This window comes from Glycomyces amatae (assembly GCF_020991375.1).
GTDB classification, from domain to species: domain Bacteria; phylum Actinomycetota; class Actinomycetes; order Mycobacteriales; family Micromonosporaceae; genus Glycomyces; species Glycomyces amatae.
The window spans coordinates 62,229-87,767 of sequence record NZ_JAJLQZ010000021.1 but is presented as its reverse complement, the minus strand read 5'-3'; the positions used below and the strand labels follow the sequence as shown (position 1 = coordinate 87,767).

General features: G+C 73.2%; 25 protein-coding genes. 15 read left to right on the top strand and 10 right to left on the bottom strand.

What is annotated here, in order from left to right; translation table 11 throughout:
* The first annotated feature begins 86 nt into the window (after nt 1-86).
* Together LO763_RS23830 and LO763_RS30120 are read left to right on the top strand one after the other, a co-directional pair.
* Nucleotides 87-1,559: a family 43 glycosylhydrolase gene (locus LO763_RS23830; RefSeq protein WP_230789844.1), complete on the top strand. Its 1,473-nt coding sequence runs from the start codon at nt 87-89 to the stop codon at nt 1,557-1,559.
* 285 nt (nt 1,560-1,844) lie between these two features.
* Entirely contained in the window at nt 1,845-2,462 is a 618-nt protein-coding gene (locus LO763_RS30120) for a LuxR C-terminal-related transcriptional regulator (RefSeq protein ID WP_369432067.1), read from the top strand.
* A 106-nt stretch (nt 2,463-2,568) separates the two neighbouring features.
* Here the strand turns inward: LO763_RS30120 and LO763_RS23820 are convergent, their stop codons facing one another.
* Together LO763_RS23820 and LO763_RS23815 are read right to left on the bottom strand one after the other, a co-directional pair.
* On the bottom strand, nt 2,569-3,000 hold the full coding sequence (locus LO763_RS23820; protein ID WP_230789841.1) for a DUF5980 family protein: 432 nt from the start codon (nt 2,998-3,000) through the stop codon (nt 2,569-2,571).
* A 107-nt stretch (nt 3,001-3,107) separates the two neighbouring features.
* On the bottom strand, nt 3,108-4,187 hold the full coding sequence (locus LO763_RS23815; protein ID WP_439650315.1) for a LacI family DNA-binding transcriptional regulator: 1,080 nt from the start codon (nt 4,185-4,187) through the stop codon (nt 3,108-3,110).
* Between the two features lie 171 nt (nt 4,188-4,358).
* Here LO763_RS23815 and iolC point away from each other — a divergent pair, with 171 nt between their 5' ends.
* The 9 genes from iolC to LO763_RS23770 all read left to right on the top strand — a co-directional run bounded on the left by iolC (nt 4,359) and on the right by LO763_RS23770 (nt 13,824).
* The gene (gene iolC, locus LO763_RS23810) at nt 4,359-5,381 is read left to right on the top strand and encodes a 5-dehydro-2-deoxygluconokinase (RefSeq protein ID WP_230789834.1); all 1,023 of its coding nucleotides are present in this window, start codon (nt 4,359-4,361) and stop codon (nt 5,379-5,381) included.
* A complete protein-coding gene (locus LO763_RS23805; protein WP_230789832.1) occupies nt 5,371-6,243 on the top strand; it encodes a Cgl0159 family (beta/alpha)8-fold protein in 873 nt (290 codons plus the stop codon). Before iolC ends, LO763_RS23805 begins: the two co-directional genes overlap by 11 nt.
* Nucleotides 6,240-7,151, top strand: coding sequence for a 5-deoxy-glucuronate isomerase (iolB, locus tag LO763_RS23800; protein ID WP_230789830.1), 912 nt, complete (start codon nt 6,240-6,242; stop codon nt 7,149-7,151). Before LO763_RS23805 ends, iolB begins: the two co-directional genes overlap by 4 nt.
* A complete protein-coding gene (gene iolD / locus LO763_RS23795) occupies nt 7,141-9,021 on the top strand; it encodes a 3D-(3,5/4)-trihydroxycyclohexane-1,2-dione acylhydrolase (decyclizing) (protein ID WP_230789828.1) in 1,881 nt (626 codons plus the stop codon). Before iolB ends, iolD begins: the two co-directional genes overlap by 11 nt.
* Nucleotides 9,022-9,030: 9 nt before the next feature.
* The gene (locus tag LO763_RS23790; RefSeq protein ID WP_230789826.1) at nt 9,031-10,527 is read left to right on the top strand and encodes a CoA-acylating methylmalonate-semialdehyde dehydrogenase; all 1,497 of its coding nucleotides are present in this window, start codon (nt 9,031-9,033) and stop codon (nt 10,525-10,527) included.
* 24 nt (nt 10,528-10,551) lie between these two features.
* A complete protein-coding gene (locus tag LO763_RS23785) occupies nt 10,552-11,475 on the top strand; it encodes a TIM barrel protein (RefSeq protein ID WP_230789824.1) in 924 nt (307 codons plus the stop codon).
* A gap of 23 nt (nt 11,476-11,498) precedes the next feature.
* Nucleotides 11,499-12,506 (top strand): Gfo/Idh/MocA family protein, encoded by a 1,008-nt coding sequence (locus LO763_RS23780; RefSeq protein WP_230789821.1) that lies wholly within the window; start codon nt 11,499-11,501, stop codon nt 12,504-12,506.
* 130 nt (nt 12,507-12,636) lie between these two features.
* Nucleotides 12,637-13,674, top strand: a complete 1,038-nt coding sequence (locus tag LO763_RS23775) for a TRM11 family SAM-dependent methyltransferase (RefSeq protein WP_230789818.1) — start codon at nt 12,637-12,639, stop codon at nt 13,672-13,674.
* A 9-nt stretch (nt 13,675-13,683) separates the two neighbouring features.
* The gene (locus LO763_RS23770; protein WP_230789815.1) at nt 13,684-13,824 is read left to right on the top strand and encodes a hypothetical protein; all 141 of its coding nucleotides are present in this window, start codon (nt 13,684-13,686) and stop codon (nt 13,822-13,824) included.
* A 54-nt stretch (nt 13,825-13,878) separates the two neighbouring features.
* On the opposite strand, the gene LO763_RS23765 is transcribed toward LO763_RS23770, so the two are convergent.
* The 4 genes from LO763_RS23765 to LO763_RS23750 form a co-directional block, all read right to left on the bottom strand.
* Nucleotides 13,879-15,141 (bottom strand): phytase, encoded by a 1,263-nt coding sequence (locus tag LO763_RS23765; protein WP_230789812.1) that lies wholly within the window; start codon nt 15,139-15,141, stop codon nt 13,879-13,881.
* A 95-nt stretch (nt 15,142-15,236) separates the two neighbouring features.
* Complete coding sequence (locus LO763_RS23760) at nt 15,237-17,324, bottom strand: iron ABC transporter permease (protein ID WP_230789809.1); 2,088 nt, start codon at nt 17,322-17,324, stop codon at nt 15,237-15,239.
* Entirely contained in the window at nt 17,321-18,313 is a 993-nt protein-coding gene (locus LO763_RS23755; RefSeq protein ID WP_230789805.1) for an ABC transporter substrate-binding protein, read from the bottom strand. Before LO763_RS23755 ends, LO763_RS23760 begins: the two co-directional genes overlap by 4 nt.
* Before the next feature lie 11 nt (nt 18,314-18,324).
* Nucleotides 18,325-19,149 carry an ABC transporter ATP-binding protein gene (locus tag LO763_RS23750; protein ID WP_304608869.1) on the bottom strand — a complete coding sequence of 275 codons (825 nt, stop codon included), beginning with the start codon at nt 19,147-19,149 and terminating at the stop codon, nt 18,325-18,327.
* A 275-nt stretch (nt 19,150-19,424) separates the two neighbouring features.
* On the opposite strand from LO763_RS23750, the gene LO763_RS23745 reads away from it, so the two are divergent.
* A complete protein-coding gene (locus LO763_RS23745; protein ID WP_230789803.1) occupies nt 19,425-19,703 on the top strand; it encodes a helix-turn-helix domain-containing protein in 279 nt (92 codons plus the stop codon).
* Between the two features lie 48 nt (nt 19,704-19,751).
* Here the strand turns inward: LO763_RS23745 and LO763_RS23740 are convergent, their stop codons facing one another.
* Together LO763_RS23740 and LO763_RS23735 are read right to left on the bottom strand one after the other, a co-directional pair.
* On the bottom strand, nt 19,752-20,045 hold the full coding sequence (locus LO763_RS23740; protein WP_230789801.1) for a Smr/MutS family protein: 294 nt from the start codon (nt 20,043-20,045) through the stop codon (nt 19,752-19,754).
* A gap of 9 nt (nt 20,046-20,054) precedes the next feature.
* Nucleotides 20,055-20,972, bottom strand: a complete 918-nt coding sequence (locus LO763_RS23735) for a cation diffusion facilitator family transporter (protein ID WP_230789799.1) — start codon at nt 20,970-20,972, stop codon at nt 20,055-20,057.
* 390 nt (nt 20,973-21,362) lie between these two features.
* On the opposite strand from LO763_RS23735, the gene LO763_RS23730 reads away from it, so the two are divergent.
* Complete coding sequence (locus LO763_RS23730; RefSeq protein WP_230789797.1) at nt 21,363-22,565, top strand: MFS transporter; 1,203 nt, start codon at nt 21,363-21,365, stop codon at nt 22,563-22,565.
* Here LO763_RS23730 and LO763_RS23725 read toward each other — a convergent pair.
* Together LO763_RS23725 and LO763_RS23720 are read right to left on the bottom strand one after the other, a co-directional pair.
* Nucleotides 22,562-23,185, bottom strand: coding sequence for a hypothetical protein (locus LO763_RS23725; RefSeq protein ID WP_230789795.1), 624 nt, complete (start codon nt 23,183-23,185; stop codon nt 22,562-22,564). The two genes, LO763_RS23730 and LO763_RS23725, sit on opposite strands and share 4 nt — an antisense overlap.
* 275 nt (nt 23,186-23,460) lie before the next feature.
* The gene (locus tag LO763_RS23720) at nt 23,461-24,426 is read right to left on the bottom strand and encodes an AraC family transcriptional regulator (RefSeq protein ID WP_230789792.1); all 966 of its coding nucleotides are present in this window, start codon (nt 24,424-24,426) and stop codon (nt 23,461-23,463) included.
* Nucleotides 24,427-24,556: 130 nt separating this feature from the next.
* On the opposite strand from LO763_RS23720, the gene LO763_RS23715 reads away from it, so the two are divergent.
* Both LO763_RS23715 and LO763_RS23710 read left to right on the top strand, forming a co-directional pair.
* Complete coding sequence (locus tag LO763_RS23715; protein WP_230789789.1) at nt 24,557-24,985, top strand: DUF6069 family protein; 429 nt, start codon at nt 24,557-24,559, stop codon at nt 24,983-24,985.
* 94 nt (nt 24,986-25,079) lie between these two features.
* On the top strand, nt 25,080-25,517 hold the full coding sequence (locus tag LO763_RS23710; protein WP_230789786.1) for a hypothetical protein: 438 nt from the start codon (nt 25,080-25,082) through the stop codon (nt 25,515-25,517).
* Nucleotides 25,518-25,539 lie beyond the last annotated feature (22 nt).

The following is a 25,539-nucleotide window of genomic DNA, read 5'->3' as shown; positions in this document are numbered from 1 at the left end:
CACCACTTGGGCGCCCCCGCCCCCCCCCCCCCGGGGGGGGGCGCGCCGGCGGGCGCGCCCCGCCCCTCTCACCATGGAGACCTCCCATGACCGTCAACACCTTCAGGCGCGGGCGCGCACTCGTCGCCTTCGCACTCGCCGCCGCGCTGGCGGCGTTCGGCCTCGTCGCGGCCTCGTCCGCTCCGGCGCAGGCCGCCGTCACGCCCGGCGTCTGGTACACGATCACCAGCGCCCACTCCGGGCTCGCGCTCGGCATCGACGGCACCGCCGCCGGAGCCGAACTGCGGCAGTACAGTCCCACCGGAGCGACGAACCAGCAGTTCCGGTTCGTCGACTCGGGAGGGGGCTACTACCGCATCCAGGCCCGCCACTCGGGCCTCGTGCTCGACGTCTACGAGTGGAACGCCGAGGACGGCGCCACCATCGCGCAATGGACGGACCTGAGCGGCACCAACCAGCAGTGGTCGGTCACCGAGCACTCGGACGGCACCCACAGCTTCGTCAACCGCTTCTCCGGCAAGGCCCTCGACCTGTGGGAGTGGGCCACCGCCAGCGGATCGCGCATCTCGCAGTACACCTACAACGGGCTGAACGCCCAGAAGTGGACGCTCACCCAGGCCGGCGACGGCTCCCAGTCGACCCTGACCAACCCGATCCGCAGCAACGGCGCCGACCCCTGGATCGAGTACTGGGACGGCTACTACTACATGTCCACCACCACCTGGGACTCGACGGTGATCATGCGCCGCGCCGCGACCCTGGCCGGGCTCAAGACCGCCTCGGACACCGTGGTGTGGAACGACGCGAACACCCCGGGCCGCTGCTGCTCGCACTGGGCGCCGGAGTTCCACCGCATCGGCGGCACCTGGTACCTGATGTACACCTCGGGGAACTCGCAGACGAACTTCGACGGGCAGAAGCTCCACGTGCTGCGCTCGACGGGTTCGACGCCGATGGGCCCGTACGAGTTCATGGGCACGCCGCTGCCGAACCAGTGGAACATCGACGGCTCCTATCTGGAATTGAACGGCGAGCTGTACCTCCTGTGGTCGGAATGGGTCGGGGCCGACCAGTCGATCCGGATCGCAGAGATGTCGAACCCCTGGACGGTGACCGGCTCCCACTCGACGATCTCGCGGCCGTCGCTGAGCTGGGAGACCGTGGGCGCGCGCGTGAACGAGGCCCCCGCGGTGCTCCAGCACGACGGCGACACGTTCATCACGTTCTCCGCCTCCTCGTGCAACACGCCGGACTACAAGCTGGGCCTGCTGACCTACAACGGCGGGAACCCGCTGTCGGCCTCCTCGTGGAACAAGCGGTCCACGCCGGTGTTCCAGCAGGGCAACGGGGTCTACGGCCCGGCCCACAACGGGTTCTTCACCTCGCCGGACGGCACCGAGCACTGGCTGGTCTACCACGGCAACCCCGGTTCGAGCGACGGCTGCGGGTCGACCCGCCAGACCAGGGTCCAGGAGTTCACCTTCAACGCCGACGGCACCCCGAACTTCGGGTCGCCGATCGCCAGCGGCGTGGCCTTCCCGGCGCCCTCGGGGGAGTGACCGCCTGAACGGGGGACGGGCGGCGGCCGACCGGGCCGCCGCCCGTCCCCCGTTTTCCAGTGCCGCAGGGGTGTTCACCATCCGCCACATTCGATCGCCGGGACCCGTAACTCGCGCGCTCCAGGGTCGTTAGACCGTCCACTCCGGTGGCCGGAACCGACGTCTCGGCCTTTCCCCGGAACGCGCCGGACCGGCGGCCCGCAGCCTCCCACCGCTCGCCGCCGCCGGTGTCCGACCGCGAATCCCACCGTTCCGATCGAGACTTTCTCCGATAGCGAGGCCACAGTGAACAATCTCGTGGTGTGCGTGCACACCTCCCAAGCGGCGGAGGCCATATCGACCTACGCCTCCCGGATCGGGCTCGGGCCCGCCGTCCGGACCGTCGACTGCGCCGCGGCGCTGTTCGTGGAGCTGCGCCGGCGCCCGGTCGGCGCCGTGCTCGTCGACTTCGGGCTCGCCGCGCCCGATCCCGTCAAGTTCACCCAGGCGGTCCGCACCCGCTTCCCGCAGACCGGCGTCGTGCTGTGCGGCACCGCCGACCCCCGCACGGCGGCCATGTCGATCCTGGCCGGGGCCCGCGGGGTGCTCCAGGTGCCCGTGATCACCGGCGAGGAGCTGATGGTCGCCTTCGCGCAGACGGTCATGCTGGTCCGCGGGGCCGTGGCCGACGCGGTCCGGCTCGTGGCGCGCCAGCGCCAGCCCGAGGGCGCCCGGCTCACCGTGCGCGAGCTGGAGGTCCTCAAGCTCATGAGCGAGGGCATGTCGAACGCCGAGATCGGGCGCGACCTCGCGGTCGCCGAGGACACGGTGAAGACCCACGCGAAGCGCATGTACCGCAAGCTCGAGGCGCACGACCGCGCGCAGGCCGTGGCCATCGCGCTGCGCACGGGGCTGCTGCGGTAGGCGGCTCCCGGTCGTCCCGCGGGGGCGTCGGCGCCTCCGCGACCGGGAGCGGCGCGAGGGCGCGCGAAGGCCGGACCCGGCCGCCGCGCGCCCTCGCGGCCGCGGTTCAGCAGCTCCAGCCGTCTCCGGCGTCGAACACGATCGGCCTCGTCTGCGAGACCGTGCCGTCGGTGACGTGGAGGGTGGCCCGGTGCTCGCCGTACTCCAGGCCGGGCAGGACCACGAAGAACCCGATGATGTAGACGTAGTCGTCACCGTTGTCGCCCGGCGGGACCGACCGGGTGGAGCTGGAGACGGCGGCGCCTTCGGGCAGGCCCTGGAGCTCGGAGACGAGCGGGGCGTCCCAGGAGCCGGCGACGGCGCCGAGGACGAAGTAGCGGTGCGGCCGTTCGGCCGGGACGCAGAGCCGCTGCTCCTCGTCCGCCAGATCCCAGGCGGCCGTGGCGGCCGCGGCGGGCGAGGCGCTGAACGACAGGCACATCGCCAGTCCGACCACCGCTGCGAGCATCAACCTGATGGAGCGAGAGACCGTTCTCATCATGAACGTCCTTCGGGGCGTGGTACCTCACGGCCTCCCCGTCGGGGCTGGTACCGGTAGCCCCTGAGACCCGGTGCGAGGGACGTTACCGCAAACCCGACACGAACTCAATTGGTTGACGCTTCAATTAATAAATTCCTCCGCGGCGGCGCCGTGGTCGCCCGGACGATGAGCTTGGGGTCGAGCGCGACATCGCGCCCGGGGAGGGCCGCGTGCTCCAACCGCTCGACGGCGCACCGCACGGCCTGCTCGGCGATGCTCTCGGTGTCCTGGCGGACCGTGGTCAGATTGATGTGCGAGAGGTGCGAGAGGTGGGAGTCGTCGTAGCCGACGACCGAGACCTCGCCCGGCACCTCGACCCGGCCGCCCCGCAGGGCGTGCATGAGGCCCAGCGCGCAGCGGTCGTTCGCCGCGAGCACGGCGGTGGGCGGCGACTCCTCGCCCAGCAGCAGCGTTCCCGCGGCTATGCCCGCGTCCTCGTCGTGCGCGCCGGGGATCACGCGGACCTCCTCGGCGAGGCCGCGGCGGCGCATGGCGGCGCGGTAGGCGCTGCGCCGGTCCGAGGAGCCGGGGCCCTTGCCGCCGTCGATGTGGACGATGCGCCGGTGGCCGAGCTCCACGAGGTGGTCCACGGCCTGGCGCACGCCCTTGGTCTCGGCGGTGCGGACGCTGTCGACGCCGGGCGCACCGGCCTTGCGGCCCACCACGACCGTGGGAGCGGACTCGGCGAGCGAGGCGAGCAGCCGCGCGTCCGCGTCCGACCCGAGCAGGACCAGCGCCTCGCAGCGGTGCCCCAGGAGGGCGCCGAGGGCGCGGCGCTCGTCGCGGCCGGGGGCGACCGCCGAGAGCAGGACGTCGTAGCCGAGCCGCTCGGCGATCGGGTAGACGGCCTTGACCATCTCGGCGTGGAAGGGCTGGTCGAGGTCCAGCATGACCCCGAGGGTGCGGCTGCGCCCGCGCGCGAGCATCTGCGCGGCGCTGTCGGGGCGGTAGCCCAGCTCATCGGCGGCGCGCAGGACCCGGTCGCGGGTCGCGGCGCCCGCGCCGGGCTGGTCGCGCAGGATCAGCGAGACGAGGGTGCGCGAGACGCCCGCCTTCGCGGCGACGTCGGCCATGGTCACGCGCTGGGCCCGGCCGGCGCCGGCCTGCCGCGCCGCGGGCCGCGGCCCGAGCTGTTCGCTCAACACTCCTCCTTCTCCGGGCGGGGGCGGTGCCCGGTGGATCGCCATGAGTCTATTTCCGATCTGCCGGTCGGCTTGACGGGCGGGTCGCCGATGAGTATATTCCAAGTCACTGTCGCGCGACAGTGAAGCGCGACAGTAGCGCGTTCCGCGACACGACCCGGAGGAGGTGCGCCCATGCCCTTGACACCGCCCGCGGCGCCGCGACCCGGCGCCGAGCGGTTCGACGTGGTCACGATGGGCCGGGTGGGCGTCGACGTCTACCCGCACCAGGCCGGCGTCGGCCTGGAGGACGTCGAGTCCTTCGGGAAGTTCCTGGGCGGCAGCCCCACGAACGTCGCCGTCGCGGCCGCCCGGTACGGGCACCGCGCCGCGGTGGTCACGAAGACCGGCGCCGACCCGTTCGGCCGGTTCGTGCGCCGCGCGCTCCGGGGCTTCGGCGTGGACGACCGCTTCGTGGGCACCGCCCCGCACCTGCCCACGCCCGTGACGTTCTGCGAGCTCTTCCCGCCCGACGACTTCCCGATCTACTTCTACCGCCTCCCCAAGGCCCCCGACCTCGACCTCCGCCTCGACGAGCTCGACCTCGACGCGATCCGGGCCGCGCGGGTCCTGTGGGTCACCGGCACCGGCCTGTGCCAGGAGCCGTCCCGCTCCGCGACCCTCGCCGCCCTCGAAGCGCGGAGCGAAGGCGCGGCCCGCGAGGGCGGGCCTGGCGTCACGGTCCTCGACCTCGACTACCGCCCGATGTTCTGGGACTCGCCCGAGGCCGCCCGCGAGCAGGTGCGCCGGGCCCTCCCGCACGCCACCGTCGCCGTCGGCAACCGCGAGGAGTGCGCGGTGGCCGTGGGCGAGGGCGGCACCCCCGCCGACGCCGCGCTCGCGCTGCGCGAGGCGGGCGTCGCGCTCGCCGTCGTCAAGCAGGGCCCCGAAGGCGTGCTCGCCCTCGACGGCACCGGTGCCGTCGAGGTCCCGCCCGTGCCCGTGGACGTGGTCAACGGCCTCGGGGCCGGGGACGCCTTCGGCGGCGCCCTCGTCCACGGCCTCCTCTCCGGCTGGCCCCTGGAGCGGACGATCCGCTTCGCGAACGCCGCCGGAGCGCACGTCGCCGGAGAGCTCGCCTGCGCCGACGCCATGCCCACCGAGGCCCAGGTCCGGCACCGGCTCGACACCGCCGAAAGGGACCCCGTTGCGAACTGACGCCTTGTCGATGCTCGCCGAGACCCGGCTGCGGCGCCCCGGCGCCATCGCCGAACTCGCCGCCGCCCGCAAACCGGCCGACGCCCCCGTCGGCCCCTCCGGCAGGTGCCTCGTCATCGCCGCCGACCACCCCGCGCGCGGCGCGCTCGGCACCGGCGGCGACCCGATGGCCATGGCCGACCGCGGCGACCTGCTCGACCGCCTCCGGACCGCCCTGGAGCACCCCGGCTGCAACGGCGTCCTCGCGACCGCCGACATCCTCGAGGACCTCCTGCTCCTGGGCGCCCTCGAGGGCAAGACCGTGTTCGGGTCCATGAACCGCGGCGGCCTCGCCGGGGCGTCCTTCGAGATCGACGACCGGTTCACCGGGATGACCGCCGAGGGCATCGCCCGCATGGGCTTCGACGGCGGCAAGATGCTCACCCGCGTCGACTACGAGGACTTCCGCACCGCCCCCACCCTGGAGGCGGCCGCGCAGGCGATCGACGCGCTCGCCGAGCGCGGCCTGATCGCCATGGTCGAGCCGTTCCTGTCCCGCCGCGAGGGCGGCCGGCTCGTCAACGACCTCTCGACCGAGGCGGTCGTCACGTCCGCCGCGATCGCCTCGGGGCTCGGCACCACCTCGGCGCGCACCTGGCTCAAGCTCCCGACCGCCCCCGGCATGGCGCGCGTCGCGGCCGCCTCGACACTGCCGGTGGTCCTGCTCGGCGGCGAGGTCGACGACCTCGGCGCCCGGCGCGACCAGTGGGCCGAGTCCCTGGAGCTGCCCAACGTGGTCGGACTGACCGTGGGCCGCTCCCTCCTCTACCCCCGGGACGGCGACGTCGCCGGGGCGATCGAAGCGGTGGTGAACCTGCTGTGAACGCGAACCGGTACTTCCAGCCGGCCGAGTCGACGGCCTACGGCGAGTTCGCCGCGATCGTCACGCCCGACAGCGCCGGGTGGGCCCGCTCGGGCCTGCGCGTCCTCGAACTCGGCCCGGGGGAGGACTGCACCTTCGCCACGGACGACGCCGAGACGCTGGTGCTGCCGCTGAGCGGCTCGTGCACCGTCGCCTGCGACGCCGAGTTCTTCGAGCTCCAGGGCCGGCGCAGCGTCTTCAGCCGCGTCACCGACTTCGCCTACGTCCCCAGGGACGCCACGGTCACGGTCGTCAGCGCCGGAGGCGGGCGGTTCGCGCTGCCCTCGGCGCGGTGCGAGACCCGCCTGCGGCCCCGGTACGGCCCGGCCGAGGACGTCCCGGTCGAGCTGCGCGGCGCGGGCCGGGCCTCGCGGCAGGTCAACAACTTCTGCACCCCCGAGTCGTTCGCGGCCGACCGGCTCATCGCCTGCGAGGTGCTGACCCCGGGCGGGAACTGGTCGTCCTACCCGCCGCACAAGCACGACGAGGCGGGCGAGGGCGAGGCCGAGCTCGAGGAGATCTACTACTTCGAGGTCGGCGACGGGCCCGACGGGCCCGGGTTCGGCTGGCAGCGCGTGTACGGGACGCCGGAGCGGCCGATCGAGCTCTCCGAGGAGGTCCGCAGCGGCGACGTCGTGCTCGTCCCGCACGGCTGGCACGGCCCCAGCGCCGCGGCCCCCGGCTACGACCTCTACTACCTGAACGTCATGGCCGGCCCCGGGGCGGACCGGGCCTGGCTCATCCGCGACGACCCCGCCCACGCCTGGGTCAGGTCCACCTGGGAGGGGCAGGAGGTCGACCCGCGCCTGCCGATGTCCTCGGCCGCCGAGGACGGCACCGCCGCAGAGGAGGGCGACGATGCCCGCTGAGACCGTCCGGCTGACCACCGCCCAAGCGCTGGTGCGGTTCCTGGCCGCGCAGTACTCCGAGCGCGACGGCGCCGAGCACCGGTTGATCCCCGGCGTGTGGGGGATCCTCGGCCACGGCAACGTCGCCGGGCTCGGCCAGGCGCTGCTCCAGGCCGCCCGGACCGGCGAGGCCGACCTGCCCTACCACCCGGCCCGCAACGAGCAGGCCATGGTCCACGCCGCGGCGGCCTTCGCGAAGACGCGGAACCGCTTGCAGGCCTTCGCGTGCACGGCCTCCACCGGCCCCGGCTCGACCAACATGGTCACCGGCGCCGCCCTGGCGACCACGAACCGGCTCCCGGTGCTGCTGCTCCCGTCCGACATGTTCGCGACCCGCGTCGCCGAACCGGTGCTCCAGCAGCTGGAGGACGCCCGCGCCGGGGACGTCAGCGTCAACGACGCGTTCCGGCCGGTCTCCAAGTACTTCGACCGGATCTCCCGGCCCGAGCAGCTGATCCCGGCCGCCCTGGCCGCGATGCGGGTCCTCACCGACCCGGTCGAGACCGGCGCGGTCACGCTGTGCCTGCCGCAGGACGTGCAGGCCGAGGCGTTCGACTGGCCGGTCGCGTTCTTCCGCGAGCGCACCTGGCGCATCGGCCGCCCCGTCCCCGAACCGGACGCGGTGGAGCGGGTCGCGGCCCTGCTGCGCAACGCGAAGCGGCCCCTGATCGTCGCCGGGGGCGGCGCCGTCTACGCCGAGGCCGGGGCCGAGCTGCGCGCCTTCGCCGCCGCCACCGGCGTCCCCGTCGCCGACACCCACGCGGGCAAGGGCGCCGTGCCCTGGGACCACCCGCAGGCCGTGGGGGGCATCGGCTCCACGGGCACGAGCGCCGCGAACGCCCTCGCGGCCCGGGCCGACGTGGTCCTCGGCGTCGGGACCCGCTACTCCGACTTCACCACCGCCTCCCACACCGTGTTCGGCGACCACGCGGTCTTCGCGAACCTCAACACGGCCCGCCTGGACGCCGCGAAGCACTCGGCCGAGATGCTCCTCGCCGACGCCAGGACCGGCCTCAAGGCGCTGCACCAGGCCCTCGAAGGCTGGTCCGTCGCGGACGGCTACCGGGCCGAGGCCCGCCGCCTCGCCGACGAGTGGCGCGAGACCGCCGACCGCTGCCTCCGCCCCGGCCCCGGCCCGCTGCCGGCCCAGACCGAGATCCTCGGCGCGCTCAACGAGGCGCTCGACGACGCCGACGTGGTGGTCAATGCCGCCGGGTCCATGCCCGGCGACCTCCAGATGCTCTGGCGCGCAAGAGACCCCAAGGCGTACAACGTCGAGTACGCCTACTCGTGCATGGGGTACGAGATCGCCGCCGGGGTCGGCACCAAGATGGCCGCGCCCGACCGCGAGGTCGTCGTCCTCGTCGGCGACGGCTCCTACCTCATGCTCTCCTCCGAGATCGCCACCGCCGTCGCCGAAGGCCTGAAGCTCGTCATCGTGATCGTCCAGAACCACGGCTTCGCCTCCATCGGCTCCCTCTCCGAGTCCCTGGGCTCCCAGCGGTTCGGCACGAGCCACCGCTACCGGAGCGACGAGTCCGGCCTCCACGACGGCGACACGCTCCCGGTCGACCTCGCCGCCAACGCCGCCAGCTTCGGCGCCGACGTCATCACCGCGAACGGCACCGCCGAGTTCCGCGAGGCGATCGCCGCGGCCAAGGCCAGCGCGCGCACCACCGTCGTCCACGTCGAGACCGACCCGACCGGCCCCAACCCTCCCGGCAGCGCCTGGTGGGACGTCCCCGTCAGCGAAGTGTCCGCCCTCGACTCCACCCGGGACGCCCGCGCCGTGTACGACGACCGACGGCGCGCCCAGCGCCACTACCTCTGAGGAACCGCCATGACCACCATCGAGCACTGGATCGGCGGCGGCCCCGCCGCCGGGGGCTCCGACCGCCTCGCCCCCGTGTGGAACCCCGCCACCGGCCGCGAGCGGGCGCAGGTCCGCCTCGCCTCGGCCGCCGACGTCGACGCGGCCGTGCAGGCCGCCGCGACCGCGTTCGACCACTGGCGCGGCCAGTCCCTGTCCACCCGCGCCCGCGTCATGTTCCGCTTCAGGGACCTCGTCGAACGCCACGAGCGCGAACTCGCCGAGACCATCGCCGCCGAGCACGGCAAGGTCGTCGACGACGCCCGCGGCGAGATCGCCCGCGGCCGCGAGGTCGTCGAGTTCGCCTGCGGCGTCACCGCCGCGCTCAAGGGCGGGTTCTCCGCGGAGGTCTCCACCGGCGTCGACTCCTACGACTTCCGCGAACCCATCGGCGTGTGCGCCGGGATCACCCCGTTCAACTTCCCGGTCATGGTCCCCATGTGGATGCACCCCATCGCGATCGCCACCGGCAACACGTTCGTCCTCAAACCCTCCGAGCGCGACCCCTCCGCGAGCCTGTCCATCGCGGCCCTCTACGCCGACGCCGGACTCCCCGACGGCGTGTTCAACGTCGTCAACGGCGACAAGACCGCCGTCGACGCCCTCCTCGACCACCCCGGCGTCGCCGCGGTCTCCTTCGTCGGCTCCACCCCCGTCGCCCGCTACGTGCACGAACGGGCCACCGCCTCCGGGAAGCGAGTCCAGGCCCTCGGCGGCGCCAAGAACCACGCCGTCGTCATGCCCGACGCCGACCTCGACTGGGCCGCCTCGCAGCTCACCGCCGCCGCGTTCGGCTCCGCCGGCCAGCGCTGCATGGCGATCTCCGTCGCGGTCGCCGTCGGCGACACCGCCGACGCACTCGTCCCCCTGCTCAAGGCCAAGGCCGAAGCGGTCGTCGTCGGCCCCGGCGACGACCCCGCCGCCGAGATGGGCCCGGTCGTCACCCGCGCCTCCCGCGACCGCGTCGACGCCCTCGTCGCCTCCGGTGTCGACCAGGGCGCCGAACCCGTCGCGGACGGCCGCGGCCTCCGGGTCGAGGGCCACGAGGACGGCTTCTTCACCGGCCCCACCGTCCTCGACCGCGTCACCCCCGACATGGACGTCTACCGCGAAGAGGTCTTCGGGCCCGTGCTCGCCGTCGTCCGCGCCGAGACCCTCGAAGCGGCGATCGACCTCATCAACGCCAACCCGTACGGCAACGGCACCGCGATCTTCACCTTCGACGGCGGCGCGGTCCGCACCTTCGAACGCGCCGTGGACGTCGGCATGATCGGCGTCAACGTCCCCGTCCCGGTGCCCACCGCGCACTACTCCTTCGGCGGCTGGAAGGACTCCCTGTTCGGCTCCAGCCACATCCACGGCCACGAGGGCGTCCGCTTCTACACCCGCGCGAAGACCGTCACCGCCCGCTGGCCCCGGCACGCCGAGTCCCGGGCGGCGCCACTGAACTTCCCCGCCTCCAGCTGACACCCACCGCGAAGGAGACCGCCGATGACGACGCAGATCCCGAACCTCAGGCTCGGCTCCGCCCCCGACTCGTGGGGCGTGTGGTTCCCCGAGGACGACCGCCAGCCGCCGTACGCGCGGTTCCTCGACGAACTCGCCGAGGCCGGCTACGAATGGCTCGAACTCGGCCCCTACGGCTACCTCCCGACCGACCCCGAGGTGCTGCGCGACGAACTCGCCTCCCGCGGCCTGAAGGTCTCCGGCGGCACCGTCTTCGGCAACCTCCACGACCCCGGCAGGTTCGCCGAGACCCGCGCCCTCGTCGGCGAGGTCGCCGCGCTGACCGCCTCCCAGGGCGCCGAGCACGTCGTGCTCATCCCGCCGCTGTTCCGCGACGAGAAGACCGGTGAGGTCGACGACGTCGTCGAATGGGACGCCGACCAGTGGGCCACCGTGCACGCCACCGCGAACCGCCTCGGCCGCGAGATGCACGAGGAGCACGGCGTCCGCCTCGCCCTCCACCCGCACGCCGACTGCCAGATCATGACCCAGCCGCAGATCGAGACGTTCCTCGACGGCACCGACCCCGAGCACGTCTCGCTGTGCCTGGACACCGGGCACGTCGCCTACGGCGGCGGCGACAACCTCGACCTCATCCGCCGCTACGGGCCGCGCATCGGCTACGTGCACATCAAGCAGATGGACCCCGAGATCCTCCGGCAGGTCCGCGACGAGGGCCTCGGCTTCGGCGAGGCCGTCAAGCGCGGCGTGTGCGTCGAACCGCCCGCCGGGGTCCCGAACCCCGCCGACATCGTCGCCGAACTCGCGACGCTCGACGCCGAGCTCTTCGTGATCGTCGAGCAGGACCTCTACCCCTGCGAACCCGACGTGCCGCTGCCCGTCGCCGTCCGCACCCGCCGCTACCTGGGCGGCTGCGGACTCGGCGCCGGCCGGCGGACCGAAGCCTGACAGCGAAGAGGAGCTGAACCCATATGAGCATCCGCATCGGCGTGATCGGCACCGGCTGGATCGGCGAGCAGCACGTGCACCGGCTGACGGCCACCGTCGCCGGGGCCGAGGTCGCGGCCGTCTCCGACATCGACCCCGTCCGCGCCGCCCGGATCGCGGACGCCGCCGGGGCCCGCGCGGCCGACTCGGCCGAGAAGCTCATCGGCGACCCCGACGTCGAGGCGGTCGTCATCGCCTCCTCGGCGGCGGCCCACGCCGAGCAGGTGCTCGCCTGCATCGAAGCGGGCAAGCAGGTGTTCTGCGAGAAGCCGCTGACCACCGACGCCGGCGACGCCCTCCGCGTCATCGAGGCCGAGACCGCCCTGGGGCGCCGCGTCGTCCAGGTCGGCTTCATGCGCCGCTACGACGCCGGGTACCGGCAGATGAAGCGCGTCATCGACGCAGGCGACGTGGGCGTGCCGCTCATGGCCCACTGCGTGCACCGCAACCGCAGCGTGAGGGAGCACTACACGACCGAGATGGCCGCGCGGGACACCGCCGTCCACGAGGTCGACGTGCTCCGCTGGCTCCTCGGCGAGGAGTTCGTCTCGGTCCAGACCCTGGTGCCGCGCAAGACAGCCAGGAGCAGGCCCGACCTCCAGGACCCGCAGATCTTCCTGTTCGAGACCGCCTCCGGCGTCCGCGTCGACGTCGAGGCCTTCGTCAACTGCGGGTACGGCTACGACATCCAGTGCGAGATCGTCGGCGAGGAGGGCGCGGTGCGCCTGCCCGACCCGGCCGCCCCCGCGCTGCGCCGGGACGGCCGGGCGAGCGTCCCGGTCCTCCCCGAGTTCGGCGACCGCTTCGCCGACGCGTTCGACGTCGAACTCCAGGAGTGGGTCGACCGGCTCCGCGCCGGCGAGGGCCCCGCCGGGCCCTCCGCGTGGGACGGCTACGCCGCGACGATCGCGACCGACGCCGCCGTCCGGTCGCTGCGCTCGGGCGCCGTAGTCCCGATCGACATGGGCGAGCGCCCCGCGCTGTACGCCTAGAAGCGCGCCTCCGCGCGGGTCGAGACGCTCGTTGTCGCGGAGGCCGCGGGGGAGCGCGTCTCCCGCCGCGAAGGCCCCGGCCGGTAAGCTGGGGCCTTTGCCGTGTCCCCGGAAGTTCGAAAGTCGCCCGATGCAGCAGTACGCCATGTTGATATCGCCCTCCGCCAACCGCGTCTACGCACGCACCGCCGCGAGGATGACCGCGAACGAGACGGCGGTCTTCAGCGCGGGCGCGCTGGACGGCCGGATCGAGGACCTCCGGGAGGCCGAGCTCGGCGGCGTCCCGTACCTGCTCTTCCGCTCCGACACGCTGACCCCCCGCGACCTGCGGCTGCTCGCGAACCTCTCGTCCCTGTACGCGCTGTTCAAGGTCCGCGAGGGGATGCTGGAGCCGCTCCCGGTCGACCGGCTCGACCGCTACGACGACGACCTGGTCTCCATCCTCAAATACGCCGGCAAGACCAACGAGCAGTTCACGAAGCTCCTGCTCAACGTCACCGCCGCGAGCGCCTTCGGCGCCGACCGCCTCCTCGCCGGGGGCCTCAAGGTCCTCGACCCGATGTGCGGTCGCGGCACCACCCTGAACCAGGCCGCCATGTACGGCTTCGACGGCTACGGCGTGGAGGTCGACAAGCGCGACTTCGAGACGTACGGCGCGTTCATCCAGCGCTGGCTGAAGGACAAGCGGCTCAAGCACAAGGCGCTCACGACCCGCGTGAAGCGCGAGGGCCGCGGCGTGGGCCAGCGGACCCGCGTCGAGTTCGCGGCCGACCGGGAGCGCTACCGCGCGGGCGACCTCCAGGTGCTGGAGATCGTCAACGCCGACACGGTGCGCAGCGGCGAGGTCTTCAAGAAGCAGAGCTTCGACCTGGTCGTCACGGACGCCCCGTACGGCGTGAAGCACGCGGCGGTGAAGGAGACCAGGGCCCTGACCAGGAGCCCGACCGAACTCCTGGAGACGGCGGTTCCGGTCTGGGCCGGCCTCCTGCGCCCCGGGGGCGCGATGGGCCTGTCCTGGAACACGGTCACGACCGGCCGCGACGACCTCGCCGCGATCCTCGCCGGAGCGGGCCTGGAAGTCCAGGAAGCGGAACCCTACCGGCACTTCGAGCACCGGGTGGACCAGGCCATCACCAGGGACCTCATAGTCGCCCGCAAACCGCGCTGAGGACGAGGGATGCGCCTCGACCGCGCCGGCACGTCGCCGGTGCAGCGTGTACGGGCCGCGCTGGAAGAGCACTGCCGCGTCGGAACGGGCGACCGTCCTCGGGCCGTTCAGCGGGTCCGCGGCGAGATCAACGGCGAGCGCCTGGAATAGTCGACTGACTTCGGCCGCACCGGCTCTGCCGGTGCGGCCGTTTCTCGGTCGCCTTTAGCGGTGGCCTCTCGCGGTCCTCAGGTCGAGGCCGCTGTCGTTCGCCACCTCGTTCCAGGACACGAACTTGAAGTTGGTGCTCGACTCGTCCGATCCCTCGGGGGTGTTGTCGCCGTCCTGGACCACCAGGAGGCCGCCCCGGTAGCCCGGCAGGCTCACGTTCACCACGTCCGCGCCGTCGCTGTGCTGCGTGCCGTCCACCCTGCCGTCCTCGATCGCGAAGCCGCCCAGGTAGTCGTTGCCGCCTTCGAGCTCGTAGACGGCAAACGAGTCGTCGCCCTGGCTGGAGGCGAGGAGGTAGCCCTTGTTCCGGTTCGTGTGGTAGATCGTCAGGCCCTCGATGTCGGTGTGGAGGTGCTCGCCACCGTAACCGGGGTTCTCGCCGTACTCGCACTCGTCCGTCTCGGGGTCGTAGACGCCCGGCAGTCCGAACTCGATCGCGGTGTCGACCAGTTCGGGCTCGCCCTCGAGATCGGCGCCGATCTTCCAGATGCCCACGAGCTCCTGGCCGAGATAGGCCGTGCCCGTGGTCTCGTCGACCACCATGCCCTCGACCTGCGCCTCCTGGCCGGTGTCGTCGCACGGAGCCCACTCGGTGCCGTCCGGGAGCGTGAAGGAGGCCGGGAGGTGCAGGGTCCGGATCTTCTCCCAGGTGACCTCGTCGCCGTCGGCCCTCAGTTTCAGCAGGGCCACTTCGGTCTCGGCGTTGCGGCTCACCAGCGCGTAAGCGCCCGTGCGGTCCTGCCACGTCGCCAGGCCGTACGCGGTGCGCTCGCCGTTGATCTCCTCTTGGTCCGCGCTGAAGATCAGCGGCCCGTCGTCGGCGGTGACGTCTTCGAGCTCGCCGTCCTCGATCGCGAAGACGCCCAGCGTGTCCATGCCCCGGTCCGAGGCGACCGCCAGGTCCACCCGCTCGCCGTCGAGCCTGAAGTCCTCGACGAGGTCGACGTTGTTGTAGCGGCCCGGCGCGTCGTCCTCGCCCGGGGCCGGTCGGGGCTCGATGTGCTGGACCTCTTCGCCTTCGAGGTCGTAGACGTAGATCCCCGCCTCTTTGGCGGTGGTGATGACGAGGCTGTCCTCGCGGTCCTCCTCGTCCACCCAGATGGCCGGGTCGTCCGCGTCCGCGCCGTTCTCGTCGTACAGCGCCGGGGTCTCCAGCTTCGCGGTCACGTCCTCGTCGCGGTGGGCCTGCGCGGGAACGGCCACCAGTACGGCCGCCGTCGCCGCCGCGGTCATCAAGCCGAGTAGTCGGGGGAGCACTCGTCCTCCTACGGGAGCGGGGTTCATCTGTCGGATCGATTCTCGATCCGGCCGATGAACCCCCGGTTAATCCCGTTCGTCCTGCGCCGCAACGCTCAGGCGGACCTCGCCCGCGTCCGCCACATCAGCCAGACGAAGTACGGTGTCCCGATCAGCGAGCACACCAGGCCCGCCGGGATCTGCGCCGGGGCGATCACCGTGCGGCCCAGCGTGTCCGCGAGGCTCACCAGGAGCACGCCCAGCAGGACCGACACCGGCAGGACCCTCGTGTGGCGGCTGCCCACGAGGCCCCTCGCGAGGTGCGGCGCCACCAGGCCCACGAACCCGATCACGCCCACCACGGCCACCGCCGCCGCCGTGAGCAGCGCGGCCGCGCCGAGCAGCAGGAGCCTCGTGCGCTCGAGCTTCACGCCGAGCACGCGCGGCGTGTCGTCGTCCAGCGCGAGGAGGTCGATCTCCTTGCGGTGGGCGAGGACCAGCGGCAGCACGACGACGAGCGCCGCGATGAGCGGGACGAGCCGGTCCGCAGTCCGGCCGTAGGTCGTCCCCGACAACCATGTCATGGCCTTCGGGGTGTTCCACGGGTCCGACGCCAGGATGATCAGCGTGATCGCGGCCATGCCGATCGACCACACGCCGATGCCCACCAGGACCAGCCGGGACGTGTCCAGCCCGCCCCGCCAGGCGAGCGCGTACACCAGCGCGAACGCGCCCAGGCCGCCGACGGCGGCGATGCCGGTCACCGCCCACGGGCCCGAGTCGGGGAGCCAGGTGATGAGCGCGACCGCGCCGATCCCGGCCCCGGCGGTGACGCCGAGCAGGCCCGGTTCGGCGAGCGGGTTCCGCAGGATCCCCTGCGTCACCGCCCCGGCGCACGCGAGCGCGGCGCCCGCGAGGATCGCGGCGAGCACGCGCGGGTAGCGCTGGTCGATGATCCACGTGTAGCTCGCGCCGGTCTTGCCCGCGATCCAGTTCACGAGGTCGCCGCCGAGGAGCATCGTGTCCCCCGAGAGCATCCCGGCGAACAGGGCCGCGACCGAGGCGGCGAGGAGCCCGGCCACGATGAGCAGGAACGCGGTCCGGCCGCGGTTCGCCGCGCCGTGCAGGATCGCGGGCCGGTCCTCCGAGCCCGCGCTCGTCACCGAGCGCGCCAGCCACACCATGACGCCCGCACCGAGGATCGTGGTCGTGACGCCGACGGGGATCTCGATGCTCTTGTCGGCGCCCAGGATCGCGCGCACGGCGAGGTCGGCGCCGACGACCACCAGCGCGCCGCACACGGCGCTGAACGGGATCAGGAGCCGGTGCGCGAGCAGCCCGGGGAGCCGCCGCGCGATCTGGCGGGCGATCACGGGGGCCGCCAGGCCCACGAACCCGATCGGCCCGGCCAGCGTCACCGCGCACGCGGCCAGCAGCAGCGAGCAGACGACCGCGATCAGGCGGGTGCGCCGCACGTGCACGCCGAGGCTCGAGGCGGTGTCGTCGCCCAGGCGCAGCAGGTCCAGGCGCGGGGCCGCGAGCATGGCGGCGGCGATCGCCGCCAGCACGAGCGGCGCGGCCTGGGCGGCGGTGTCGAAGCCGGTGAGGTTGAGACTGCCCGAGCCCCAGGCGAACAGCCCGTTGGTCTCCTCCTGGAACAGCAGGATCAGCAGCGACACCAGGGAGTTCCCGGCCATCGCGGTGGCGGACCCGGCGAGGATGAGGCGGGTCGTGGAGGACTCGCCGCCGCCCGCCGACAGCGCGAGCACGAGCCCGGCGGTCAGCACGGCGCCGGTGAAGGCCACGCCGATGCCCGACAGGAACGGCAGCGTGATCCCGAAGGCCGCCACGGCGGTCACGGCCAGGTACGCCCCGGCGTTGACCGCGAGCGTGTCGGGGCTGGCGAGCGGGTTGCGGGCCACCGACTGGAGCAGGACGCCGGAGGCGCCGAGCGCGACGCCGACGAGCACCGCGCCGGTGAGGCGCGGCAGCCGCGCGCCTTCGAGGACGTTCCACACGCCCTCGTCGGCGCTGCCGGCGACCAGCCGCAGCAGGTCCCCGGCGTCCACTTCGGATGTGCCCTGGGCGAGGTGGAGCGCCGCCAGCGCGACCAGGGCTCCGACCGCTATGGCGAAGACCGCCGCGGCGGGGAGGAGGCGCGGAGCCCGCTCGGCCGGAGCCTCCGGTCGCGTCAGCGTGCTCAACTCGCGTAGACCTCGGCGAAGTGGTCGAGGATCGCCTCGGAGGACTTCGGGCCGCCGAAGGTCCAGGTGCCGGCGGGCAGCTCGTACACGGCGCCGTTCTCCACGAAGGCCAGGTTCTCCCAGATGGCGTTGCCCGCCACGCCCTCGGTGAAGATGTTGCTCCCGTCGGCGTTGTTGTGGATGAACTTCATCTCGGTGTCGGTGTACTGGGCCATGCCCTCGAGGTCGGTGGCGCCCAGGCCCCACACCTCGTCGGCCTCGCCGGTCCAGGCGTTCTCGAGGCCCACCGCGGTGCCGAGGGAGCCGACGAGGGAGCCGGGGCCGAAGGGCCGCACGGAGACCGCGTCGCCCTCGATCCAGCCGTCCGCGAAGAGGTAGGGGACGTCGCCGGTGCCGGCGGCCTCGATGGCGGCGGTGGTCTCGCCGATCTTGGCCTCGAACTCGCCCCAGAGGGCCGCGGCCTCGTCGGTCTTGCCGAGGAGCTCGGCGATCATGTCGACGTCGCGCTTCATGCGCCCGAGGTTGTCGGTCGCGTTGGAGCCCTCGGCGACCAGGACGGGCACGAACTCCTCGATCGAGGCGATGAGCGCCTCGTCGTCGGTCTCCATGACCACGAGGTCGGCGCCGAGCCCGGCGATGGCGTCGATGGACGGCTCCTGGCGGGTGCCGACGTCGGCGACGGTGTCGTCGAGCGGCACGGTGGTGCCGACCCAGGTGTTGTAGCCCTCGATGTCGGCGACGCCCACGGGCATGACGCCCAGGCTGGCGACGATCTCGACCTCGGCCCATTCGAGCGCGACGACCTTCTCGGCGGGCGCGTCGAGTTCGACGGTGCGGCCGAGGAAGTCGGTGGTCGAGACGGGGCCGGTCTCGGCCGCGGACTCGTCGGCGTCGCCGCCCTCCTCGGTGGTGCCGCACGCGGCGGTGGCGAGGAGGGCGGCGGCGAGCGCCGCGGGCACGGCGGATCGCCGGAGGCGGGGAAGGTGCATCGGGTTCCTTGTCAATCGGCGGCGCTGCCCGCGAAGCGGCGGCTGTGTCGGCCGATGGGCTTCGCGGTGAGCTGTCCGGTGGTGGGATCGGCGTCGACGCGGATGTCGATGCCGTAGGCGGCGGTGAGGTTCTCGGCGGTGAGCACCTCCACCGGGCTCCCGGCGGCCTTGACGCGGCCGTCGTGGAGCAGGACGGCGCGGTCGGCGACGGCGGCGGCCTGGTCGAGGTCGTGGAGGACGACGCCGACGGCGGTGCCGTGGTCGTCGGCCAGGTCGCGGATGAGGTCGAGGATCTCGACCTGGTAGCGCAGGTCGAGGTGGTTGGTGGGCTCGTCGAGGAGCAGCACGGCGGTGTCCTGGGCGAGGCAGGAGGCGAGCCAGACGCGCTGGCGCTCGCCGCCGGAGAGGGCCTCCATGCCGCGGTGGGCCATGTCGGCGACGCCGCAGATGTCCATGGCCCGCTGGACCTTCGCGGGGCCCTCGGCGTCGCCGTGGCGCCAGCGCCCGCGGTGGGGGTGGCGGCCGTAGCCGACGACGTCGACGACGCGGATGCCGCCGGGGACGGGCCGGGACTGGGCCAAGAGCGAGACGCGCCGCGCGAAGTCCTTGGGGCTCAAGGCGGCCGCGTCGGTGCCGTCGGGGAAGCCGACGGTGCCGTGGTCGGCCTTGTGGAGGCGCGCGAGGGAGCGCAGGAGGGTGGACTTGCCGGACCCGTTGGGGCCCAGCAGGGCGGTGACCTCGCCGGGGGACAGGTCGATGTCCGCGTCGTGGACGACGGTGGTGCCGAAGTAGGCGAGGCGGAGTGCGCGGCCGTTCAAGCCGTCGTCGTCAGGCATGTAGGCAAGGCTAACCTATCTCTTTTTCCTTCGCATCTTGCCTGGTGAAAGGTCACGGAGAGGAAACGGCGCAGCTCAGCGGCCGGTCCGGTTCGGGCGGTGCATCCGGTTCGCTCCCGAACGGCCGCCTTGCCGGTGAGGACCCGCACACCACGCGTAAGAGTGAAAACCGGCGCGCCGGTCTGGACGGGGCCGTGCCGGGTGGGGTCGACTGGTCCTAGGCGGCGTCGCCCCGATGCACCCCGTGTCGGGACGGGACGCCGGAAAGGACGAACATGACACCGAATGCGAAGGTGGGGCCTTCGAGTGTCGTCATCGACGAGATATGGACGGTCGAGCGCGTCAAGTCGCTCGGCGTGATGACGAATGTCGAGACGGCCGCGCAGATCCTCGGGATCGGCAGGACGGTCGCGTACCGGCTGGCGAAGGACGGCGACTTCCCCGTCCAGGTGCTGCGCATCGGCCACAGCTACCGGGTCCCGGTGCTGCGGCTGCTCGAGCTGCTGGGCGCGCCGGACGCGGCGGGGGACCGCGACCGGGTGATGGCCGACTAGCGACGCGACGGCGGCCCCGCACTTCTCGTGCGGGGCCGCCGTCGCGCGTCAGCGCTTCCTGCGCTTGCCCTTGTGCCGGCCCTGCTCTTTATGTTGAAAGTGGACGAAGAGCCGCCCGAAGTTCTTCGAGTCCTTGTCCACCCGGTGGTACAGGGCCTTGACCTCCTTCTGGTCGAGGAACCTGAGCACCTTCTTCTTGAGCTGGCCCGAGCCCTTGCCGGGGATGATCTCGACCAGGTCGATCCGCTTCGCGACCGCCTCGTCGATGACGTCCTTGAGGGCCCTCTCGATCAGGTCGCCCTTGTTGTAGATGTCGTGCAGGTCCAGCACCAGTTTGGCCATGGTCCGACCTTAAGCGCTCACGCGCGGGATGTCCGGCTCGATGTAGATGAGCTTCGCCTTGGGGACGGCGGCGCGGATGCGCGCCTCGGCCGCGTCGATCTCGGCCGCGACCTCCTCGCCGGTCTCGGTGCGCTCGATGCCGACCTTCGCGGCCACGAGCAGCTCGTCGGGGCCGATGTGCAGGGTCTTGAGGTGGATGAGCAGGCTCGTGCCGTCCTGCTTGATCGCGCCCTCGATCGCGGCGATGTCCTCCAGGGTCGCCGACTCGCCGATGAGCATGGAGCGGATCTCGATCGCCAGGACGATCGCGATGCAGACGAGCAGGACGCCGATGCTCATGGTGCCGAGGGCGTCGAAGACCGAGTTCCCGGTGACCCAGGTCAGGCCCACGCCGAACAGGGCGAGGATGAGGCCCACGAGCGCGCCGATGTCCTCCAGGAGGATCACGGGCAGCTCGGGGGAGCGCGAGCCCTTGATGAACCGCACCCACGACTGCTTGCCGCGCACGGCGTTCGACTCCTTGACGGCGGTGCGCAGCGAGAACGACTCCAGGACGATCGCCACGACCAGCACGATGACGGCCACGAGCGGCGTCTCCAGGCCGTGCCCGTGGTCGGTGAGCTTGTGGTAGCCCTCGTAGAGGGCGTAGACGCCGCCGATGGAGAACAGGACGATCGAGACGATGAACGCGTAGATGTAGCGTTCGCGCCCGTATCCGAACGGGTGGGCGGGGCTCGCGGCCTTGCGGGAGGCCTTGCCGCCGATCAGGAGCAGGACCTGGTTGGCCGCGTCGGCCACGGAGTGGACGCCCTCGGCGAGCATCGAGGCCGAACCGGTGATCCCCGCCGCCACGAACTTGCTGATCGCGATGCCCGTGTTGGCCAGTAGCGCCGCGACGATCGCCTTGGTGCCGCCTTCTGTTGCCATCTCGTCGTCATTCCTTCCGGTGAAACCGCGCCCCGCGTAGGGGGCGGGGGCCTGAACGAGTCTGTCATGGGCCCGCAACCCGCCGGCGGGGTCTCGGCCGCCGTCCCGCATGGTCGTCGAGGCGACACCGCTCGCGCTACCGGGAGGGCCGCGAGCGCTGCTAACCTTGGAGGCAAGGCGACGCCCCGGGGCTCCGGCTCCGGACAGGGCGAAGGAACGCACACCGCCAGGGGGAGCAGCCGCTCCCCGGCCGAAGGCCCGATCCGGGCCGTCAGCCCCTGTGCGGACCCAGCCCGCGTCACCGAAGCGCGGACCGAGTGGTGGACCGGTTCCGGCATTGAAGGGCCCTTGCGGGCCCCAGCCGCGAACCCACCGCTCGAAAGGCCGCCAGTGACCACGCTCGACCGTCCCGTCCCCACCGTCGCCGCGCCCGAACGCGCCACGCTCAAGCAGTGGCTCGCCGTCGCCGCCGTCGCCCTCGGGGTCTTCGTCGTCATGACCTCCGAGGTCCTCCCCGTGGGCCTGCTCACCGAGATCGGCTCCGACCTGGGCGTCAGCGCGGGCACCGCCGGGCTCATGGTCACCGTCCCCGGCCTCGTGGCCGCCGTCTCGGCCCCGCTCGCGGTCGTCTTCACCCGCAGGCTCGACCGCCGCCTCGTCCTCATCGGCCTCGCCGTGCTCGTCGCGGGCGCGAACGTCGGCGCGGCCACCGCCGCCGGCTTCGGGCCGCTCCTGGCCGCCCGCGTCCTCGTCGGCGTCTCGATCGGCGCGTTCTGGGCCGTCGCGGGCGGCATCGCGATCCGCCTGGTCCCCGAGCGGGACGTGCCGCGCGCGACCGCCGCGGTCTACGGCGGCATCGGCGCGGCCACCGTGCTCGGCGTCCCGGCCGGGACGCTCATCGGCGACCACTTCGGCTGGAAGGCGGCCCTGTGGGCCCTCGCCGGGCTCGCGGTGCTTGCCATGGCCGCGATCGCGCTGCTGGTGCCGCGGCTCCCGTCGAACACGGCGGTCTCCTTCGCGTCGCTGCCCCGGCTCGTGCGCCGCAACAAGCAGGTGCGCACCGGCCTGGCCTTCACGTTCTTCATCGTCACCGGCCACTTCATCGCCTACACGTTCATCAGCCCGATCCTCCAGTCCAACGGGATCGCCGGCTCGCAGGTCAGCGGCCTGCTCCTGGCGTTCGGCGGGGCCGCGCTGGTCGCCACCGTCGCCTCGGGCTCGCTCATCGGCCGCCACCTGCGGCCCACCCTCGCCGGGCTCGGCGTCGCGATGGCGGTCGGCATGGCGCTCATGGCGTTCGCCGTCGGCGACCTGTTCTCCGCGACCGCGGTGCTCCTGCTGTGGGGCGCGGGCTACGGCCTGGTCTCCCCGGCCGTCCAGACCTGGTTCATGAAGGCCGTCGAACCCGGCGAGGTCGAGGTCGCGACCTCGCTGAACACGGTCATGTTCAACCTGTCGATCGCGGCGGGCTCCTTCGCCGGGGGCTTCGTGGTGGACGCGACGGCCCCGGGCGGCGTCCTGTGGATCGGCGCGGCCCTGCTCGTCCCGGTGGTCGTCCTGGCCGCCAAGGGCGTCCGGAACCGCGCTCCCTAGGCTCGGCCGCGCAGGTGGAGGCCGACCAGGAACCAGGCGAGGCCCGCTTGGCCCTCGGTGGCCGCCCAGGCGACGGCCGGCGCGAACGGTTCGCCGAGCGCCAGACCGCAACCCACTCCGACCAGCAGCACCGGCAGGCCGCCGGCCAGCGGGAGCGCGACCCGGCGCGGCACCTTCGCCCGTAGACACGCCAGGCCGAGCACGGTCGCGCCCGCGTACATCAGGTGCGCGAGCGACCAGGCGGGGATCCCGGCGACGGCCGCCACGGCCTGGGCGCGATCGGGCAGCAGCGGACCGATCAGGTTCACCGCGTACCCGAGCACCGTGGCGACGAGGCCGAAGCGCACCAGTCCGGCGCCCCAGGCGCCCGGGCGGCCCAGGCGCGGGCCGTGCCTCCGGTGGAAGGCGCCGATCCCGGCCAGGACGAGCGCCACGGCGATCAGCCCGGCGGTGTTCGACACCAGGTAACCGGCGGTGCCGGGCGGTTCGTCGGCGAAGTACCCGGTGGCGGCGAACACGACCGCTCCGGCCATGGTCGCCGGGCCCGCGAACCGGGCGGGCGGCACCGCCGGGCGGTCGGCGCCGTCGAGCGCGTCGAGTGCGGGCGGGGCCTGCGTCATCGTCGGTCTCCTGCCGTCCAAGGGGAAGGGCCCGCCGCGCGACGGCCCCGTGCCCGATGCTGCCGTTCCCGCCGTGCGACGGCCTCCCCCGCGCGGTCCGGCCGCCTCCCCCGCGCGGGGGATCTCCGGCGGGCGAACCCGTTGGAGCCGTTGGCCGGTCGCGATTCCGCCGGTGAGTCGGCACCGCGGCGCGGGCGGCGGCCATGGCGCACGGCGGGGCGAACACGCCCGGACTGAACGCCGCGGCGGCGGCCTGGAGCTCGACCGTGCAGGGTTCAGGCCGGGACCGGCTCGCGCCGGAACGGCTCGGCGGCCGGGTCGCAGCCGGGGGCGGCCTTCCGGAACTGCCCCGGGGGGGTCCCGAAGTCGCGTTTGAACGCGGCGGCGAACGCGAACTCGGACGCGTACCCGACCTGCCGCGCGACCGACGCCAGCGGCCGGTCCGTGTCGGCGAGGAGCCGCGCCGCGAGCGTGAGCCGCCACGAGGTCAGGTATCCCAGCGGCGGCTGGCCCACCAGGTCGGTGAAGCGGCGCGAGAACGCCGACCGCGACAGCCCCGCGACCTCGCCCAGCGACGCCACGGTCCACTGCCGCGCCGGGTCGGCGTGGAGCGCCTCCAGCGCGGCCGCGATCGCGTCGTCGGCCAGGGCCTGCGCCCATCCGCTGAAACCGCATTCGGCATGCCGAGGCCCGTGGATCGCCCGCAGCAGGTACATCAGGACGGCGTCGAGCAGCGCCGGCACGAGCGTGTCCCCGCCGCGCCGCTCGGCGGCGAGCTCGGCGTCCAGCATCGCGATCGCCTGGGCCAGCTCCGGCCGCGCGACCGGGTCGGCCTTGACGTGCACGAAGTCCGGGAGCGTGACGACCAGCGGATGGGCGCGGTTCGGGGCGAGCTCGTAGGCCGCGCACAGCGCGACGTGCGTCGCCGCGGGGTCGTCGGAGCGGAAGACCGACCCGGCCCGCTCGGCGTCGGCGCGGCACGGCGGCCCCGGCGGCGAGTCGGCCGCGTCGGCGATGACGTGCCCGGTGCCGTGGGGCGTGAGCAGCGCGTCGCCTTCCGCGAGCGCGACGGTCTCACCGGTCTCGGCGGTGACGACCGCGGCGCCCCGGACCATGACCTGGAGGCCGAACCCGTGGGGGCGGGGGAGGCGGTGGTCCGACCAGGGGGCGGTCCGGGCGAAGCGGCCCGCGAAGGGACGCCCGGTCCGCAGCACCGTCATGACGTCGCTGAGCAAGTCCATCGCCCCAGCGTATCCGGGCCGGGACGATCGCGCATGAAGCGAGGACGCTCGCGGATTGGCCTGCGGCGCTTCCGGAACTACCGTCGATGCAGTTCCCCGAAGGCGGGGCCCGAGACGATGGAGACACCGCATGTCCGAAACGGATACCGAAGCCCGCCCGACCGCCCCCGTGTGGCGCGCCAGGCTCATCGCACTGGTCGCCGCCGTGGCCGGGGCGGCGCTCACGGCCGCGATCGCCGCGGCGGCCGGCGCCGAGATGGAGGTGACGAACCCCGGTCAGGAGCCCATGGCCGTCGGGCCCGTGGCCGCCGTGTTCGCGACCCTCCTCGCCGGGGGCGGCGGCTGGATCGCCAGGGCGCTCCTCGACCGGTTCGCCCCGCGCAGGGCCGTGGCGCTGTGGCTCGTCGGCGCCGCGGTCGTGTTCCTGATCGAGATGTTCCCGCCGTTCCTCACCGAGGCCACGCCCGGCACGAGGGCGGCGCTGATCGCCATGCACGTGGTCGTGGCCGCGATCCTCGTCCCGGTCTTCGCCAGGCGCAGGCCCGACCGCGAGGCCTGAGCCCCTGGGGCGGCCTCCCGCCGGGAGGCCGCCCGGGCGGGCCGTCGTGCGCGCTCCTCGTACGCTGAGGGCCGTCGACGGGAAGGGAGCGGCGATGAGGTACCGGTTCTCGCAGGAGTTCATCAAGCGGTGGGAGAGGCGGCTCGTCGCGATCCTGTGCATCGGCGTCGCCGCCGCCTTCGCGCTGGCGGGCGGCGGGCTGCTCGTGGCCGACGGCATGGGGCTGGAGGAGTTCGGCTCCACGGCCTCGTGGGTCGTCGCCGGCGTGGTCGGCCTCGGCCTGCTGGTCGGCGTCCTCGCCGTCGTCGGGGTGATCTTCACGGCCGCCGTCATGGGCGGGCTGTCGCTGCACCCGCTGGGCTGGATTCCCGGCCTGCTCCTGGCCCTGTGGATGTTCGGCGGCTTCGTCCTGTACGGGCCGCTGTCGGGAGGCGCGGCCTTCGCCCTGCACGTGCTCGGCTTCGCACCGGTCGTCGCGATGTTCCTCTGGATGCGGCGCGCCGCGAGGACGCGGGCGGCCGGCCCGCGGTGACCCCGGGCGCCGAGTCGCCCGC

What these genes read in the sequence shown, in the direction of transcription:
- LO763_RS23790 (WP_230789826.1), top strand. Translation starts at nt 9,031, where the DNA reads ATGACCACCATCGAGCACTGGATCGGCGGCGGCCCCGCCGCCGGGGGC.
- LO763_RS23770 (WP_230789815.1), top strand. Translation starts at nt 13,684, where the DNA reads ATGCGCCTCGACCGCGCCGGCACGTCGCCGGTGCAGCGTGTACGGGCC.
- LO763_RS23715 (WP_230789789.1), top strand. Translation starts at nt 24,557, where the DNA reads ATGTCCGAAACGGATACCGAAGCCCGCCCGACCGCCCCCGTGTGGCGC.
- LO763_RS23720 (WP_230789792.1), bottom strand. Translation starts at nt 24,426, where the DNA reads ATGGACTTGCTCAGCGACGTCATGACGGTGCTGCGGACCGGGCGTCCC.
- LO763_RS23745 (WP_230789803.1), top strand. Translation starts at nt 19,425, where the DNA reads ATGACACCGAATGCGAAGGTGGGGCCTTCGAGTGTCGTCATCGACGAG.
- iolC (WP_230789834.1), top strand. Translation starts at nt 4,359, where the DNA reads ATGCCCTTGACACCGCCCGCGGCGCCGCGACCCGGCGCCGAGCGGTTC.
- LO763_RS23750 (WP_304608869.1), bottom strand. Translation starts at nt 19,149, where the DNA reads ATGCCTGACGACGACGGCTTGAACGGCCGCGCACTCCGCCTCGCCTAC.
- LO763_RS23830 (WP_230789844.1), top strand. Translation starts at nt 87, where the DNA reads ATGACCGTCAACACCTTCAGGCGCGGGCGCGCACTCGTCGCCTTCGCA.
- iolD (WP_230789828.1), top strand. Translation starts at nt 7,141, where the DNA reads ATGCCCGCTGAGACCGTCCGGCTGACCACCGCCCAAGCGCTGGTGCGG.
- LO763_RS23775 (WP_230789818.1), top strand. Translation starts at nt 12,637, where the DNA reads ATGCAGCAGTACGCCATGTTGATATCGCCCTCCGCCAACCGCGTCTAC.
- LO763_RS23740 (WP_230789801.1), bottom strand. Translation starts at nt 20,045, where the DNA reads ATGGCCAAACTGGTGCTGGACCTGCACGACATCTACAACAAGGGCGAC.
- LO763_RS23785 (WP_230789824.1), top strand. Translation starts at nt 10,552, where the DNA reads ATGACGACGCAGATCCCGAACCTCAGGCTCGGCTCCGCCCCCGACTCG.
- LO763_RS23735 (WP_230789799.1), bottom strand. Translation starts at nt 20,972, where the DNA reads ATGGCAACAGAAGGCGGCACCAAGGCGATCGTCGCGGCGCTACTGGCC.
- LO763_RS23710 (WP_230789786.1), top strand. Translation starts at nt 25,080, where the DNA reads ATGAGGTACCGGTTCTCGCAGGAGTTCATCAAGCGGTGGGAGAGGCGG.
- LO763_RS23780 (WP_230789821.1), top strand. Translation starts at nt 11,499, where the DNA reads ATGAGCATCCGCATCGGCGTGATCGGCACCGGCTGGATCGGCGAGCAG.
- LO763_RS23820 (WP_230789841.1), bottom strand. Translation starts at nt 3,000, where the DNA reads ATGAGAACGGTCTCTCGCTCCATCAGGTTGATGCTCGCAGCGGTGGTC.
- LO763_RS23725 (WP_230789795.1), bottom strand. Translation starts at nt 23,185, where the DNA reads ATGACGCAGGCCCCGCCCGCACTCGACGCGCTCGACGGCGCCGACCGC.
- LO763_RS23755 (WP_230789805.1), bottom strand. Translation starts at nt 18,313, where the DNA reads ATGCACCTTCCCCGCCTCCGGCGATCCGCCGTGCCCGCGGCGCTCGCC.